Genomic DNA, 15,444 nt, shown 5'->3' with positions numbered 1-15,444 from the left:
GGCCGCCCCGCGGCCCTAGAGCTTCTCCACCGGTGCGTACCGCAGGAGGAGCCGCTTCGGCTTCGGCTCTCCGAAGTCCACCGTCGCCTCGGCGTTCGCGCCCGTCCCCTTCACCCCGACCACGGTCCCGAGGCCGAACTGGTCGTGCGTGACCCTGTCCCCGACCGCGAGCGCGACCACCGGCTTCTCCGATGCGCGGCGCGTGGCGAAGCCCTGCGCGCCCCCGGTCCGCGAGCGGGACGACGACAAGGAGGAGGCGATCCCGGCTGCGGGCCCGGAGGTCGCCGGCGCGCCGACGGAACCCTTCCGCTTCCAGTCCAGGTGCGCCTCCGGGATTTCCTCCAGGAAGCGTGAGGGCGGGTTGTACGAGGGCTGTCCCCAGGCGCTGCGCATCGAGGACCGCGTCAGGTAGAGCCGCTCACGCGCGCGCGTGATGCCCACGTACGCGAGGCGGCGCTCCTCCTCCAGCTCCTTGACCTGGCCGAGGGAGCGCATGTGCGGGAAGACGCCGTCCTCCATGCCGGTCAGGAAGACGACCGGGAACTCGAGGCCCTTGGCGGTGTGCAGCGTCATCAGCGTGATGACTCCGGAGCCGTCGTCCTCCTCGTCCGGAATCTGGTCTGAGTCAGCGACGAGCGCGACCCTTTCCAGGAACTCCGAGAGCGTGCCCGACACACCTGCGCCCGCGTCCGCGCCTTCGGCTACGTCCTCGGCCTCACCCTCGGTCTCACCTTCGCCCTCGCCCTCGCCTTCGGAGGCGGCCGCACCTGCGTCCTGCTCGAACTCCAGGGCCACGGCGGCGAGTTCCTGGAGGTTCTCGATGCGCGTCTCGTCCTGCGGGTCGGTCGATGCCTGCAGCTCGGCGAGGTACCCGGTCCGTTCGAGCACGGCCTCCAGGACGACGGCGGGCCCCGCGCCGGACTCGACGATGGTCCGCAGCTCCTCCATCAGCACGTTGAAACGCTTGACGGCGTTCGCCGAGCGGGCCGCCATTCCGTACGCCTCGTCGACGCGCTTCAGGGCCTGCGGGAAGGAGATCTTCTCGCGCTGCGAGAGGGCGTCGATCATCGCCTCCGCGCGGTCACCGATGCCCCTCTTGGGCACGTTCAGAATGCGCCGCAGCGGGACGGAGTCCTCCGGGTTGGCGAGCACCCGCAGATACGCGAGGACGTCCCGGACCTCCTTGCGCTCGTAGAAGCGGACGCCGCCGACGACCTTGTAGGGCAGGCCGACGCGGATGAAGATCTCTTCGAAGACACGCGACTGCGCGTTCGTCCGGTAGAAGATCGCGACGTCGCCCGCCTTCGCGTCGCCCGCGTCGGTGAGCCGGTCGATCTCGTCGGCGACGAACTGCGCCTCGTCGTGCTCGGTGTCGGCGACATAGCCGGTGATGCCCGCGCCCGCGCCCGCGTTGGTCCACAGGTTCTTGGGGCGGCGGCTTTCGTTGCGCTCGATGACGGCGTTGGCCGCGGTCAGGATCGTCTGCGTGGAGCGGTAGTTCTGCTCCAGGAGGATCGTGGTGGCGTCGGGGTAATCCTCCTCGAACTGGAGGATGTTGCGGATCGTCGCGCCGCGGAAGGCGTAGATCGACTGGTCCGCGTCACCCACGACACACAGCTCGGCCGGGTCGTCGCCCTCGCCTCCGGAGGGGCCCACCAGCTCGCGCACCAGGGCGTACTGCGCGTGGTTGGTGTCCTGGTACTCGTCGACCATCACGTGGCGGAAGCGGCGGCGGTAGTGCTCGGCGACGTCCGGGAACGCGCGGAACATGTGGACCGTCGTCATGATCAGGTCGTCGAAGTCGAGGGCGTTCGCCTCGCGCAGCCGCGACTGGTACATCGCGTACGCCTGGGCGAGCGTCTTCTCGAAGCCGTCGGCGGCCTGTCCTGCGAAGGTCTCCTCGTCGATCAGCTCGTTCTTCAGGTTCGAGATCTTGGCGCTGAAGGACTTCGGCGGGAACTTCTTCGGGTCGATGTCCAGGTCACGGCAGACCAGCGCCATCAGCCGCTTGGAGTCGGCGGCGTCGTAGATCGAGAAGGAGGAGGTGAAGCCGAGCTTCTTGGACTCGCGGCGCAGGATGCGGACGCACGCACTGTGGAACGTCGACACCCACATCGCGTTGGCCCGCGGCCCGACGAGCTGCTCGACGCGCTCCTTCATCTCGCCCGCGGCCTTGTTCGTGAACGTGATCGCCAGGATCTGCCCCGGGTGCACGTGGCGCTCGGCCAGGAGATACGCGATGCGGTGCGTGAGGACCCGGGTCTTGCCGGAGCCCGCGCCCGCGACGATGAGCAGCGGGGAGTCCGCGTGCACGACGGCCGCGCGCTGGTTCTCGTTCAGGCCGTCGAGCAGGGCCGCCGGGTCGATCACGGGGCGCGGGGCGCCGCCGCGGTAGTGCGCGTCCCGGGGCGTGGGCGCGTCGAACTTCCCGTCGAACAGATCATCCGGAACGGATTCCGGGGCACTGTCCTCGGGCGGCGGCGGGGGCTCCTCATCGGAAGCCCGTGAGGGCTTGAGGTCCGCCAGGAAGCTGTCATCAAAGAGGCTGCTCATCGCCTCCCGAGTCTAGGCGGCCCCACTGACAACCCGCCCCGGGTTCCGGCCAGGTCCACCCGCACACGCCCGGCCCGCATACACCCCGCCCGCGGACCGTCACGTTCCGCGACGACCCTGCGTGTCCGCGTCAAGAGCTTCGTAAAGTAACGAAAACGTATCGGGCATATCGAACATCAACCTTCACACGGACCACACGAGTTGGCTACCGTGCTCCGCGGGCTGCTCGTACTCCCACCGGCGAACCCCGCCGGGAACGGGTGGCCTCCGCCGAGTTCGATCTCCTCGGAGCCGGGGACCCACCAAGAACTTGGGGTGAATCGATCCCGTACGCAGTACGGGACCGTAGGGCAACCTTCCGGAACCACCCGCCCGAACCCGACAGCTAACCCGGTAGGCGGTCTACGGAAGGAGTCGCCTCCCTTGGCGTCGCACCGCAAGCCGCGGGCCCGCATCGCCGGCCTACGCACCGCTCCGGCCCTCGGCATCACGACGGCAGCCCTCACCTCCGTGGCTCTCCTGTCACAGAGCGCGCAAGCGGCACCGTCAGCGCCCCAGAAGCCCAGCCTCGAAGAGGTGCAGAAGAAGGTCGACGACCTCTACCACCAGGCGGGCGTGGCCACCCAGAAGTACAACTCGGTCAAGGAGCGCACCGACAAGCAGCGCAAGAAGGTCGACACCCTTCTCGACGATGTGGCCAAGCGCACCGACAAGCTGAACGAGGCGCGGCAGCGGCTGGGCACGTTCGCCGCGGCCCAGTACCGCACCGGCGGCGCCTCCGAGACCGCCACGATGATGCTCGCCGACGACCCGCAGGGGTTCTTCGACCAGAACCACCTGTCGGACCGGCTGACCGCGCGCCAGAAGAAGGCGGTCGACGACTACCAGACGCAGCAGGCCTCGGCGACGAAGCAACGCACGAAGGCCGCCAAGAGCCTGGAGACGCTGAGCGACTCGCGGGACGATCTGCGGACGAGCAAGCAGACCGTCCAGAAGAAGCTGGGCGCAGCGCGCACGATGCTCTCGGAGCTGACCGCCGAGGAGAAGGCGCGGCTCGCGGCGATCGAGAAGAAGAAGGAAGAAGCGGCCAAGCGCAAGGCTGCCGAGCTGGCGCGCAAGCAGGAGGCCGAGGCGGAGGCCAAGCGCAAGGCCGCGGAAGAGGCCGCGGCCAAGGAGCGCGAGAAGGAGAAGGAGACCCCGGATTCGGGCACGGGCTCGGGCTCGGGTTCCGGCACAGGCTCCGGCACCGGCTCCGGCGACACGGACAGTGGCTACGCGACGAAGGCCGCGAAGGTGATCAACTTCGCCGAGGCGCAGATCGGCAAGCCGTATGTGTGGGGCGCGACCGGCCCCGACTCCTACGACTGCTCCGGGCTCACCCAGGACGCGTGGAAGGCCGCGGGGATCTCCCTGCCGCGTACGACGTGGGACCAGGTGAAGGTCGGCACGACCGTGAAGACGGCCGACGCCAAGCCCGGCGACCTGGTCTTCTTCTACGACGACATCAGCCACGTCGGGATCTACATCGGCGACGGCAAGATGATCCACGCCCCGAAGCCGGGCACGAACGTCCGCGTGGAATCGATCTACTACATGCCGATCCACAGTGTGGTGCGCCCCGCCTGATCACCGGCGGAGGAGCCCCTACGCGCGCGTGGCCCGCATTCCCGGGGGGATGCGGGCCATGCGCGCGTGGTGGGCCGGTCGGATCTGCGGGCTCAGGTCCACAGCACGGCGATGAAGATGTTCGCGACGGTCAGCAGGCCGACGGCGCCGAACATCCCCTTGTCCACCTTCTCGTCGTCCCGCTTCACGTAGACCAGCGCGAGGATCACGATCAGGACGGCCATCTTGATGCCGATCTTGACGTTGTTGACGGGGTTGTCGTCCGCCTGGTTGAGGCCCACCAGGATCACGCCCGTGACGAGCATCGTGAGCGCGCCGTGCAGCATCGCGGGGTTGAAGCGGGCCGTGCCCTGGCCCATCTGCTTCATCTGGGTGAGGAAGCCGCCCAGGAGGGAGGCGATGCCGATGATGTGCAGGCCGACGAAGAGATGGGTGAGAACGTCCATGGCTCCGGAGCCTAGCCGGGGCCTTATCACCACTCCGTAGCCAGGTGGGCCCCGAACGCCGCATCGGTCACGCGCGCCTCCGAAGGGCTCCGGTCCGGCAGATCACGCAGTCACTTGCGGTCACCGAACAGCACACTTGCGGCAGTTGCGCACAATCCGTCACCAACCCGTGACGGTCAGGTTTAGCGTCCTTCGTCAGGTGACCGGCTCCCCACCGCCGCCCGGACCCGGGGCGGCAGTCGGCCACCACCGCCGAGAATCCGGCGGCGGCCCGCTCCCCCTGTGCGGGCCGTCGCCGGAACCCAAAGGAGCCCCCCTTCGTGGCAGCGCACCGCAAGCCGAAACAGCGCTCGCTCAGTGGCCATACGGCCCGTACCGCCGCCACCATCGCCCTCGCGGGAGCCGCCACGGCCACCGCCTTCGACGGCACCGGGCACGCGGACCCACGGCTCAGCCCGGCCGAGGTGAAGTCCAAGGTCGACGCGCTCTACCGCGAGGCCGAGATCGCCACCGAGAAGTACAACGGAGCCAAGGAGAAGGCCGAGGGCGCCGAGAAGTCCCTGGGCGAGCTGCGTGACGAGGCGGCCCGCAAGACGGACAAGCTCAACTCGGCACGCGAAGGACTCGGTTCGATCGCCGCCGCGCAGTACCGCAGCGGCGGCATCGACCCCGCCGTCCAGCTCGCGCTCTCCTCCGACCCGGACGAGTACCTCGAGCGCGCCGCGATCGCCGACCGCGCGGACAGCCGCCAGGCGGCGGCCGTCACCGGCGTGCAGAAGCAGCTCCGGGAGATCGACCAACTGCGCACCGAGGCCGACGACACCCTCACGCACCTCAAGTCCCGTCAGGCGGAGCTGAAGAAGCACAAGAAGACGGTCACCGGAAAGCTCGGTGCGGCCAAGCGGCTCCTGTCACAGCTCACCGGCGATCAGCGCGCGGAGCTCGCGGGCGAGGGCAGGGCGTCCCGTGACGCGGGCCGTGACGGCCTCCCGGACGCCCGGGGCAAGGCACCCAACTCCCGCGCCTCGGCGGCCGTCTCGTACGCCTACAAGGCCCTCGGCAGCCCTTACGTGTGGGGAGCCACCGGGCCCGACGCATTCGACTGCTCGGGGCTCACCCAGGCCGCGTACCGGTCGGCGGGCGTGGGTCTGCCGCGCACGACGTACGCGCAGATCGCCGCGGGCGAGCGGGTCCCGCGCTCCCAACTCCAGCCGGGTGACCTGGTCTTCTTCTACCAGGGCATCAGCCATGTGGGCCTCTATGTGGGCAACGGCCAGATGATTCACGCCCCGAACCCGAGCGCGCCGGTCCGCCTCGCACCGATCAGCCAGATGCCGTTCGCGGGGGCGACGCGAGTGGCGTGAGGGGCCCCGGGGCACCCCGAGGGACCGTGTGCGACCCGAGGCCGGGCCGTCGGGCCGGAGCCGGCCCGTGGGTCAGACCAGCCGCCGCGCCGTCGCCCACCGCGTCAGCTCGTGCCGGTTGGACAGCTGGAGCTTGCGCAGCACCGCCGAGACATGGGACTCGACCGTCTTGACGGAGATGAACAGCTGCTTGGCGATCTCCTTGTACGCGTACCCGCGCGCGATGAGCCGCAGCACCTCCCGCTCGCGCTGCGTCAGGCGGTCCAGGTCCTCGTCGACCGGCGGCGCGTCGGTCGACGCGAAGGCGTCGAGGACGAACCCGGCCAGGCGCGGCGAGAACACCGCGTCGCCGTCCTGCACCCGGAAGATGGAGTCGACCAGGTCGGTACCGGTGATCGTCTTGGTGACGTAACCGCGGGCACCGCCACGGATGACTCCGATGACGTCCTCGGCGGCATCCGAGACGGAGAGCGCGAGGAACCGCACGGGGCTCTCCGCGTCGGACATCAACGGGGCGCAGCGGCGCAGCACTTCGACGCCACCGCCGCCCGGAAGGTGCACGTCCAGGAGCACGACCTCGGGTCGCGCCGTCGTGATCACCGTGACCGCCTGGTCGACGTCCGCGGCCTCTCCGACCACCTCGACCCCGGTGATCGCGGTCCTGCCGATCTCCGCCTGGACGCCCGTGCGGAACATCCGGTGGTCGTCGACGAGGACGACGCGCGCGCGGCGGCCCTCCGGGGCACCGCCCGCGGCGGCACCGGCCGCTTCGGCCGCGGGGTCCGTCGCTTCCGCGGGCTGAGCCGACTCGGCCGCGCCCTCCGTTCCGCCCCTGGGCTCCACGGGCTCGCTCGCGTCGCTCATGTCGTCGCCGTCCTCTCCATCTCCAGCTCGACTTCCGTGCCGCCCCCCGGCACCGCGCGCAGCCGCGCCGTGCCGCCGTTGCGCTGCATACGGCCGATGATCGATTCTCGTACGCCCATGCGGTCGTCCGGCACGGAATCCAGATCGAAGCCGGGGCCACGGTCCCGGACGGACACGAACACCGTCTCCCCCTCGACTTCGGCGAAGACCTGCACCGCACCGCCCTCGCCACCGTACTTGGCGGCGTTCACCATTGCTTCCCGCGCGGCCTGGGTCTGCGCCGTGAGGCGGTCGTCCAGCGGGCAGTCGCCGACTATGACGACCTCGATGGGGACGCCGTGCTTGTCCTCCACCTCGGCGGCGTCGCGCCGGACCGCTTCGGCGAGGGTGTCGGGCTCGTCCGCCTCGTCCTTGCCCGTGCCCTCGGGCTTGTAGAGCCATTGCCGCAGGTCGCGCTCCTGGGCACGGGCCAGGCGGCGCACCTCGGAGGCGTTCTCGGCGTTGCGCTGGATCAAGGTCAGGGTGTGCAGGACCGAGTCGTGCACATGGGCGGCGACCTCCGCCCGCTCCTGGGCTCGGATACGCATCAGCCGCTCCTCGGAGAGGTCCTGCATCATGCGCACGAGATAGGGGCCGGCGAGCAACGCGACGCCGACCAGGACGGCGAGCGCCGCCTGCAGCACGGAGCTGAGGTGCGAGGTGGAGCCCTGCAGCACGACGATGCCGGAGACGCCGGCGCCGACCAGCAGCACTCCGGCCGCCGCGCGGGCGATGGTCAGGGTGCGCCTGCGGCGGCCGACGGCCATCCAGCGGGCCCGGCGGGCGTTGTCGGCCTGCCGCCAGACCAGCGCGACGCCGGCGGCGACGAGCAGGGTCGGCCAGAGATAGGCCTTGGTCGAACTGCCCAGGTCCACGTTCCCGACGAAGACCATGGCGACGATGACCATCGCGAGCAGCGCGACGAGCTGGCCCTTGTCAGGCTTGCGGGCCACGAGTCTGCGGCGTCCGTCGGGCGCCGTCTCGGTGGTGACGGCCGAGGGCGGGCGCATCGCGTCGACCCCGCCGACGCCCAGCGGCACGAAGAACCAGAACGCCGCGTACAACAAGCCGCCGAGCCCGTCCGCCATGAACAGGCCGACGAAGATCAGCCGCACCCAGACGACGGGAAGACCGAGATGACCGGCGAGGCCGCGCGCGACACCGCCGAGCCAACGGCCGTCACCGCTGCGATAGAGCTTTCGCAGCGGCCGCTCGTCTTCGATGGATACTGCTGCGGCTTCCGGCATGTCTCCGATATTCACACGCGTACGCGGGCACGGGCATCAGGGTCGACCCCCGAGACGTCCCTGATCTCCGCCCCGGACGTCAGGCCGCGGAGGTCAGGGCAGGGGTGTGTCAGGGGCGATCTCAGGGTTCGGCCAGGGTTGTCCCGACTGCCGCGGCGGCCTCCGGCCCGTCACCATGGACACATGACAGACGAGCAGCCCGCCGGGTCGGGCCCGCAGGCCGCACCCCGCGATCCTCAGTACGCCTCGGCGCACGAGCCGGGCGGGCCGATGGTCGTGCTGGCCTTCCGCCGCGACCGCCGGCACAAAAGGCTGGGCGGCGTGTGTGCGGGGCTCGGTCAGCACTGCGACATGGATCCGGTGATCTTCCGGATCGGGCTAGCGCTCCTCTCCCTCACCAGCGGTCTCGGCCTTGTCTTCTACGGCTTCGCGTGGCTGTTCGTCCCTTTCGACGACGAGGAGGAGAACGAGGCGCGCAGGCTCCTCTCCGGCCGGGTGGACGGTCAGGCACTGACGGCCGTGCTCTTCGCGCTCGTCGGCTGCGGAGTCTTCCTCTCTTTGCTGAACAACGGCGGCGCGCTCACCTTCGCGGCCGTCCTCGCGCTGCTCCTCGCGGGCGCGGGGTACTGGTCGCAGCAGCGCGGCACGACCGATCCCGACCCGGTGGCGGCCCAGGCCGTGGCGGACGCGCCGCCCGAGGCGAAGGCACCGCCGGTGGCCGGCGCCCCCTCATGGTGGCGGGACCCGATCATCAAGGACGGCACGCATGACGGGATCTCGGGCTACTTCTGGGGGCCCGAGGGAGTGGCCGTCCAGTACCAGCCCGATCCCCCGCACGGGCAGCCGCGGCAGCGGGCCCCCGAGGCGCCCCCACAGCCCAAGCCGCGGGGTCCACGCTGGATCGGTGGCTTCGTCCTCCTGGCAGCGCTGCTGGCCGGAGGCCTCGGCACCGGCCTCACATGGGAGGAGCAGTCGCTCGGCACCAGCCTGCAGACGGGCCTCGCCCTCGCGCTCGGGGTGTTCGGCGCAGGCATCGCCCTCAGTGCCTTCCTCGGGCGCACCGGCGTGGGCTCGATCATCCTCGCGGTGATCACGGCGGGACTGCTCGCAGGCTCGGCCGCGCTGCCCAAGGACATCAGCACCACCTGGGCGGAGACCGAGTGGGCACCGACCGCGGCCGGACAGGTCCAGTCGCAGTACGAGCTGGGGACGGGCGTCGGCACGCTCGACCTGACCCGGGCCGGCCCCGGCAAGGGGCAGACCGTGAGCACCCGTGCCGAGGTGGGAGCGGGGCAGCTGAAGGTGATCGTGCCGAAGGACAGCACGGTGAAGCTGGACATGGAAGTGGGCGTCGGCGACATCCAGTTGCCGGACGACGGCAAGCAGGACGTCGACATCGCTCCGGGCAAGGAGAAGTCTGTGACGCTGGACCCGGTCGCGGGCAGCAAGGACGGCGGCACGCTCGAGCTGCACGTCGAAGTGGGCATCGGACAGGTGGACGTGACCCGTGCTACGCCATGAGTTCCATCCCGGCAAGCTGGTCCTTGGCCTGTTCCTGCTGATAGCGGCCATCGCCTACGCGGGCGACGCGGGCGGCATATGGGACACCCCGTGGTTCCTGGCCTTCCCGCTCCTGCTGGCGGGTCTGCTCCTCGGCGGCGCGGCGGCAGCGGTGTCGTACGGCATACGCGGCCGGCCCACGGCTCGTGCGGCGGACCGCCCGGCTGGCGGCTCCACGGATGCCTAGCCGTCCGGGCGGTGGTCAGGCGAGTCCCGAGGCGTGCCTGCGCCGTTCCGCGAGCATCGCGTCGACCGAGAAGACGGACGCACCCGCGAGGATCAGCGGGAGCCAGGCCATCAGGTAGATCAGGTCGTTGCCGTAGTAGTAGGGCTCGGTGGACCAGCTCATGGTCAGCCAGAGGCTGAGCGAGATCAGCGCTCCGCCGAGCGCGGCGATCCGGGCGAACAGGCCGATGAGGGTGCCGATGCCGACGGCCAGTTCACCGAGGGCGATGGCGTAGCCGAAGCCGACAGGGCTCTTGAGGGCGAGGTCGACGAGTTCGGGGATGGCGGAGATGTCTCGGATGCTCTCCATCTGCTGGCCGATGGAACCGTCACCGCTGGCGGACATGAAGGCGCTGTCGGTGAGCTTGTCCAGGCCCGCGTAGATGAACGTGACGCCGAGGAAGATCCGGAGCGGCAGCAGGGCGTATCGGGAGGCGCTCTCCCGCCAGCCGCTGCTTCTGACGTAGCTGGTGTGGCTGTCGGTACGCATGCCGTGTGCCATCGCTCTCGCCGCCTCTCCCGTGACCCGCCTCGCCCATTGACCCGTCATCTGACGATACGTACGAAGAGGGGGCGCTGCTCAGTGGCTTGCACCGAATTCGCGATGCCCGGCCCGAAGCCGGGTGGTGGCACTCAGTCCGTGACGTCGATCGTGCAGCGGTTCGTCTCCACGCCCGCGGCCGTGATCACCTGGACGTCGACGCGCCCGGGCTCCACGTCGACCGGGACGGGGACGGTCAAGGAAGCGTCGGTCGGGTTGGTGAACCCGCCCGGCACGGGAACGAGCGGCACGTGGACGTGCACGGTCCCGATGCGAACGACCATCCGGGCGAGACGATCGGCGGTCTGCCCGCCCGGGGGCACGAAACCGGCGCCGCGGATCTCGATGTCATCGCCCGTGCGGATCGGGGCGTCGAGATCGCCCGCCTCCCGGGCCCGCACCACGGAGAGGATCACGGGCCGGCCGCCCTCGGCGTACTTGCCCGCGAGGTATGTCGCCGCCGACACCAGGACCAGGAGGGCGAGACCCCACGGCAGGTCGGGCAGCTGCTCGGAACGGCGCGCGAGGCGTACGGCGGCGAAGATCATGGCGACGGCGCTGACCAGGACGTACTGCGCGTCCGCGAAGCTGCCGCGGCCCGCGTCGTCGGTGAGCAGATCGGCGGCCCGGGGCCGGTCGGCGGGCACCTTCTGCAGCCGCTGGCCGAGGACGCGCAGACCGACCACGCGACGTACGAGCACGGCGACCCCGCAGACCACGGCGAGGACGGTCACGGCACCGGCGGCGCGGGAGAGGTCGAGCCCGGCGATCAGCTCGTCCCGCTCCCGGTGGCCCGACGCCCCGGCGAGTTCGCCGACGAGGACGAGTACGGCGAAGACGAGGAGGAGGACCCAACAGGCGGCCACGGCACGGGAGGTGGAGAGGCGGTTGTCCTCACCGATCAGTGGGGCGAGGATGCCGCCGCGCGCTCGGTGCGCGTATCCGGCGCCGGTCAGCAGAGCGGCGACGACCGCGGCCGCGAGTACGCCGGCGGTCCGGGCCAGGGTCCACCCGGCGCCGATCGCGGTGAGCGCCTGGACCAGGAGCAGGACGCCCACGCCCACCCAGACCACGGCGGCCGTGCGGCGCCAGAGGTGGGCGAGCCAGGCCTGGCCCTCGGCCCTGCCGCGTTCGGCTACGTCGTACGCGGACTGGGTCAGCTCGTCCGACACCCACTGCCGGGAAGCGCCCGCCGAATGGGCGACTGCCGCGGGCAACCCCTGTCCCGCCGCGAGCTCGTCGCGCTTGGCGAGGAATGCGGCCACGGCACGCCGATGCCCCTCACGCGCGCCGTGTGGGCAGTCGCCACATGTGCAGCCGCCCCCGTGTGCGCCGTCGCGCGCCTCCTGCACCGCCACCGCGTACGCCGCCTTTCCCACCCTGGTTCGACCACCGAAACGTGAACTTCCTTGCGATGAAAGGGGATTGTGCCGTACTAGGAGACGATCAGGTTCCTCGGGTCAGGTCAGCGAGGGTGATTCAGCCGTACGCGTGTTGACGGCGGGAGTTGTCGGCTCGGTAACAGGCTCAGGCCAGCAGATCCGGTTCGCTGCGGCTGATGTCCTGCCACAGGGACTGGTAGTTGATCCACGCCACGAGATCGCTGCCGAGTTGCTCGCGGGTCGCCACCGCCTGCTTGTGGCCGATGAGGATCGGGCGGCCCGCGGCCCGGGCGCTCAGCTGGACCTGGCAGGAGCGTTCCATCGTGAGGAACCACCAGGCAGCGGCGTCGACGGAGTCTCCGACGGTGAGCAGTCCGTGGTTGCGCAGGATGACGGCCTTGTGGTCGCCGAGCGCGGAGGCGATCCGCCGGCCCTCGTCCGCGTCCACGACGACGCCCGTGTAGCCGTCGTACAGCGCATGGCTCTCGTAGAAGGCGCAGGACTCCTGGGTGATCGGGTCGAGGAGTTCGCCGAGCGTGGACAGAGCCCGGCCGTGCAGCGAGTGGCAGTGCGCGACGGCGACGACGTCGGGCCGCGCCAGGTGCGCCTGCGCGTGGACGGTGAAGGCGGCCTGATTGACGTGGTGGCGGCCCTCGACGACCTGGCCCTCCGCGTTGGCGAGGACCAGATCGCCCACGGTGATGTGCTTGAAGGGCATACCGAAGGGGTTCACCCAGAAACAGTCCTCGTGCTCCGGGTCCCGCGCGGTGATGTGCCCCGACACCCCGTCCTCGTATCCGAGCCGCCCGAAGATCCGCAGCGCTCCGGCGAGCCGTTCCTTGCGGTGGCGCCGTTCGTCCGCCGGCGAGTCGTGCACCGGCGGCATCGCGAACTGCAACCGCTCGACGGGTATCGGTGTGGGCGCCTGCATGTGTCCTCCATCTCTGGCTGTACGGAGCGGAAGTTACCGCCGGTCAGCGCAGGAAGACAGGGGCTGCCTGTGAAGAGAGTGCGCAGTCGGGGCGCGAGGCCGGGCGGAAATAGGTGCGCCATGCCGGACAGAAGGTGTCGGGTATCGGCGGGACACTCGCCGTATGACGACGAACTGGGCAGTTTTCAGCGCAGCGGAACCCACCTTCGCGCGGACCGCCGAGGAGCGGTTCGGCCTGTTCACGCACCACGTACTCGCCACGCTCCGCAAGGACGGATCGCCGCGCACCACCGGGCTCGAAGTCCGTTTCCTCTACGGCGAGTTGTGGCTGGGCATGATGCCGGACTCGATGAAGGCGCTCGACCTGCGCCGCGATCCGCGCTTCTCGATCCAGGCGAACCCGGGGCCGGGCACCGAGATGGCGGGCGGCGACATCCGGATCTCCGGGCAGGCCGTCGAGGTGACGGACCCCGAGGTCGTCGCGCGATACGTGGGCGAGGTGGACCCGCCGGATCCGGCCGCGTTCCATCTCTTCCGTACGGAGCTCACGGAGGTGGTCCGGACGTACATCGAGGACGAGAAGTATCTGGCGGTGCAGCTGTGGAAACCGGGCGGTCCTGCGCGGACGACCAGGCGGACCTGACGCATGCGAACGGCGCCGCCCACCTCGGTGGACGGCGCCGTGTCAGCGCTGCGGGACGACTCCCGCGGGGAGGACTACTCCCACTCGATGGTGCCCGGCGGCTTGCTCGTCACGTCGAGGACGACGCGGTTGACGTCGGCGACCTCGTTCGTGATGCGCGTCGAGATCTTCGCGAGGACGTCGTACGGCATGCGCGTCCAGTCGGCCGTCATGGCGTCCTCGGAGGAGACGGGCCGCAGCACGATCGGGTGGCCGTACGTCCGGCCGTCGCCCTGCACGCCCACGCTGCGCACGTCCGCGAGGAGTACGACCGGGCACTGCCAGATCTCGCGGTCGAGACCGGCCGCCGTCAGCTCCTCACGGGCGATCGCGTCGGCCTCGCGGAGCAGGTCCAGGCGCTCCTTGGTGACGTCGCCGACGATGCGGATGCCGAGGCCGGGGCCCGGGAAGGGCTGGCGCTGGACGATCTCGTCCGGCAGGCCGAGCTCCTGCCCGACCATCCGCACCTCGTCCTTGAAGAGCTGGCGCAGCGGCTCGATCAGCTGGAACTCGAGGTCCTCGGGGAGGCCGCCCACGTTGTGGTGGGACTTGATGTTCGCGGTGCCGGTGCCGCCGCCGGACTCGACGACGTCGGGGTAGAGCGTGCCCTGGACCAGGAACTCGACGGGCTGGTCGCCCGGCGCCTCGGCGACGATCTCCGCCTGGGCCTGCTCGAATACGCGGATGAACTCGCGGCCGATGATCTTCCGCTTCTGCTCCGGGTCGGAGACCCCGGCCAGCGCGCTCAGGAAGCGCTCCTGCGCGTCGACGACCTTGAGCTGCACGCCCGTGGCCGCGACGAAGTCCTTCTCGACCTGCTCGGTCTCGCCCTTGCGCATCAGACCGTGGTCGACGTACACGCAGGTCAGCTGCGAACCGATGGCCTTCTGCACGAGGGCGGCGGCCACGGCGGAGTCGACGCCTCCGGAGAGGCCGCAGATCGCGCGCTTGTTGCCGACCTGCTCGCGGATCGCGGTGAGCTGCTCCTCGACGATGTTGCCGGTGGTCCAGTCGGGCTTCAGGCCCGCGCCCCGGTAGAGGAAGTGCTCCAGGACCTGCTGGCCGTGCGTGGAGTGCATCACCTCGGGGTGGTACTGCACGCCGTACAGCTTCTTCTCGTCGTTCTCGAAGGCCGCGACCGGCACGACGTCCGTGGACGCGGTGACGGTGAAGCCCTCCGGCGCCGCGCTGCACGCGTCGCCGTGCGACATCCACACGGGCTGCTCGGACGGGGTGCCCTCGAAGAGCGTCGAGCCGGGCTTGGAGACGGCCAGGGGCGTGCGTCCGTACTCCCGCGCGCCCGAGTTGTCGACGGTGCCGCCGAGGGTGATCGCCATCAGCTGGAAGCCGTAGCACATGCCGAAGACGGGGACTCCGGCCTCGAAGATCGCGCGGTCCAGGCGCGGCGCCTCGTCCGCGTACACCGAGGAGGGGCCGCCGGAGAGGATGATCGCGGCGGGGTTCTTGGCGAGCATCTCGGCGACGGGCATGGTGCTCGGCACGATCTCGCTGAACACCCGGGCCTCGCGGACGCGGCGGGCGATGAGCTGGGCGTACTGCGCTCCGAAGTCGACGACCAGAACGGTGTCGGGGGCGGCGGCAGCGGGGGACGCTGATGGCACGGCGGCGGCCTTCCGGCGTTGAGCGTGAGCTTGAGCGTGAGCTGGGGCTCGTGCGTGAGCAGGGGGTCTGTTTTGTCGATTCTAACGGGCTTGCGGACACCCCCTTCTCGGACAGTTCGCGGACGCTCGCGGACACCCCCTTCGTCGCAACCGACGGAACCCGGCCCCGCACGCGGGGTGACCGCGGGGCGTCGACCGCGGGGCGTCGACCGCGGGGCGTCTCAGCATCCGAGCCGTGCCGGAGCCCGTGTTGACCGGGCACGCGCGCGTGGGGGCATACTGGCTCCGTGACCAAGCACCTCAGCTTCCTCTTTACCTATGGCAACCGGCCCGCCGGCTGCCATGGTCGAGCTGCTTGATCC

The 15,444-nt window shown here is 70.4% G+C and carries 13 protein-coding genes and 1 riboswitch; of the genes, 5 read left to right on the top strand and 8 right to left on the bottom strand.

Annotation, left to right across the window (positions count from 1 at the left end; genetic code table 11):
• Positions 1 to 15: 15 nt before the first annotated feature.
• The gene (pcrA, locus tag ACWD02_RS40290) at positions 16 to 2,553 is read right to left on the bottom strand and encodes a DNA helicase PcrA (RefSeq protein WP_451221118.1); all 2,538 of its coding nucleotides are present in this window, start codon (positions 2,551 to 2,553) and stop codon (positions 16 to 18) included.
• Between the two features lie 258 nt (positions 2,554 to 2,811).
• A riboswitch (cyclic di-AMP (ydaO/yuaA leader) is annotated at positions 2,812 to 2,968 on the top strand.
• 8 nt (positions 2,969 to 2,976) lie between these two features.
• Here pcrA and ACWD02_RS40285 point away from each other — a divergent pair.
• Positions 2,977 to 4,179, top strand: a complete 1,203-nt coding sequence (locus ACWD02_RS40285; protein WP_451221115.1) for an NlpC/P60 family protein — start codon at positions 2,977 to 2,979, stop codon at positions 4,177 to 4,179.
• Between the two features lie 92 nt (positions 4,180 to 4,271).
• On the opposite strand, the gene ACWD02_RS40280 is transcribed toward ACWD02_RS40285, so the two are convergent.
• Positions 4,272 to 4,625 (bottom strand): hypothetical protein, encoded by a 354-nt coding sequence (locus tag ACWD02_RS40280; protein ID WP_363208776.1) that lies wholly within the window; start codon positions 4,623 to 4,625, stop codon positions 4,272 to 4,274.
• A gap of 320 nt (positions 4,626 to 4,945) precedes the next feature.
• Between ACWD02_RS40280 and ACWD02_RS40275 the strand changes: the two genes are divergently transcribed.
• Complete coding sequence (locus tag ACWD02_RS40275; RefSeq protein WP_451221113.1) at positions 4,946 to 5,989, top strand: NlpC/P60 family protein; 1,044 nt, start codon at positions 4,946 to 4,948, stop codon at positions 5,987 to 5,989.
• 72 nt (positions 5,990 to 6,061) lie between these two features.
• On the opposite strand, the gene ACWD02_RS40270 is transcribed toward ACWD02_RS40275, so the two are convergent.
• Both ACWD02_RS40270 and ACWD02_RS40265 read right to left on the bottom strand, forming a co-directional pair.
• Positions 6,062 to 6,853, bottom strand: a complete 792-nt coding sequence (locus tag ACWD02_RS40270; protein WP_451221110.1) for a LuxR C-terminal-related transcriptional regulator — start codon at positions 6,851 to 6,853, stop codon at positions 6,062 to 6,064.
• Complete coding sequence (locus ACWD02_RS40265; protein WP_451221107.1) at positions 6,850 to 8,139, bottom strand: PspC domain-containing protein; 1,290 nt, start codon at positions 8,137 to 8,139, stop codon at positions 6,850 to 6,852. Before ACWD02_RS40265 ends, ACWD02_RS40270 begins: the two co-directional genes overlap by 4 nt.
• 183 nt (positions 8,140 to 8,322) lie before the next feature.
• Between ACWD02_RS40265 and ACWD02_RS40260 the strand changes: the two genes are divergently transcribed.
• Both ACWD02_RS40260 and ACWD02_RS40255 read left to right on the top strand, forming a co-directional pair.
• Positions 8,323 to 9,660, top strand: coding sequence for a PspC domain-containing protein (locus tag ACWD02_RS40260; protein WP_451221104.1), 1,338 nt, complete (start codon positions 8,323 to 8,325; stop codon positions 9,658 to 9,660).
• Positions 9,647 to 9,886 carry a hypothetical protein gene (locus ACWD02_RS40255; protein WP_451221102.1) on the top strand — a complete coding sequence of 80 codons (240 nt, stop codon included), beginning with the start codon at positions 9,647 to 9,649 and terminating at the stop codon, positions 9,884 to 9,886. The genes ACWD02_RS40260 and ACWD02_RS40255 overlap by 14 nt, the downstream gene beginning before the upstream one ends.
• 15 nt (positions 9,887 to 9,901) lie before the next feature.
• On the opposite strand, the gene ACWD02_RS40250 is transcribed toward ACWD02_RS40255, so the two are convergent.
• From ACWD02_RS40250 to ACWD02_RS40240, 3 genes are all read right to left on the bottom strand, one after another.
• On the bottom strand, positions 9,902 to 10,426 hold the full coding sequence (locus ACWD02_RS40250; protein WP_451221099.1) for a DoxX family protein: 525 nt from the start codon (positions 10,424 to 10,426) through the stop codon (positions 9,902 to 9,904).
• Between the two features lie 131 nt (positions 10,427 to 10,557).
• Entirely contained in the window at positions 10,558 to 11,823 is a 1,266-nt protein-coding gene (locus tag ACWD02_RS40245; RefSeq protein WP_451221202.1) for a hypothetical protein, read from the bottom strand.
• Positions 11,824 to 11,992: 169 nt separating this feature from the next.
• Positions 11,993 to 12,778: a class II aldolase/adducin family protein gene (locus tag ACWD02_RS40240; RefSeq protein ID WP_451221096.1), complete on the bottom strand. Its 786-nt coding sequence runs from the start codon at positions 12,776 to 12,778 to the stop codon at positions 11,993 to 11,995.
• 163 nt (positions 12,779 to 12,941) lie between these two features.
• On the opposite strand from ACWD02_RS40240, the gene ACWD02_RS40235 reads away from it, so the two are divergent.
• Complete coding sequence (locus ACWD02_RS40235; protein WP_451221093.1) at positions 12,942 to 13,421, top strand: pyridoxamine 5'-phosphate oxidase family protein; 480 nt, start codon at positions 12,942 to 12,944, stop codon at positions 13,419 to 13,421.
• 74 nt (positions 13,422 to 13,495) lie between these two features.
• Here the strand turns inward: ACWD02_RS40235 and guaA are convergent, their stop codons facing one another.
• A complete protein-coding gene (gene guaA / locus ACWD02_RS40230) occupies positions 13,496 to 15,082 on the bottom strand; it encodes a glutamine-hydrolyzing GMP synthase (RefSeq protein ID WP_451221090.1) in 1,587 nt (528 codons plus the stop codon).
• Between the last annotated feature and the right edge of the window lie 362 nt (positions 15,083 to 15,444).

This window comes from Streptomyces sp. NPDC002853 (genome assembly GCF_053591915.1).
The sequence above is the reverse complement of the archived record's forward strand: the minus strand, read 5'-3'. Positions and strand labels throughout refer to the sequence as shown.

What these genes read in the sequence shown, in the direction of transcription:
- pcrA (WP_451221118.1), bottom strand. Translation starts at nt 2,553, where the DNA reads ATGAGCAGCCTCTTTGATGACAGCTTCCTGGCGGACCTCAAGCCCTCA.
- ACWD02_RS40280 (WP_363208776.1), bottom strand. Translation starts at nt 4,625, where the DNA reads ATGGACGTTCTCACCCATCTCTTCGTCGGCCTGCACATCATCGGCATC.
- ACWD02_RS40270 (WP_451221110.1), bottom strand. Translation starts at nt 6,853, where the DNA reads ATGAGCGACGCGAGCGAGCCCGTGGAGCCCAGGGGCGGAACGGAGGGC.
- ACWD02_RS40265 (WP_451221107.1), bottom strand. Translation starts at nt 8,139, where the DNA reads ATGCCGGAAGCCGCAGCAGTATCCATCGAAGACGAGCGGCCGCTGCGA.
- ACWD02_RS40260 (WP_451221104.1), top strand. Translation starts at nt 8,323, where the DNA reads ATGACAGACGAGCAGCCCGCCGGGTCGGGCCCGCAGGCCGCACCCCGC.
- ACWD02_RS40250 (WP_451221099.1), bottom strand. Translation starts at nt 10,426, where the DNA reads ATGGCACACGGCATGCGTACCGACAGCCACACCAGCTACGTCAGAAGC.
- ACWD02_RS40240 (WP_451221096.1), bottom strand. Translation starts at nt 12,778, where the DNA reads ATGCAGGCGCCCACACCGATACCCGTCGAGCGGTTGCAGTTCGCGATG.
- ACWD02_RS40235 (WP_451221093.1), top strand. Translation starts at nt 12,942, where the DNA reads ATGACGACGAACTGGGCAGTTTTCAGCGCAGCGGAACCCACCTTCGCG.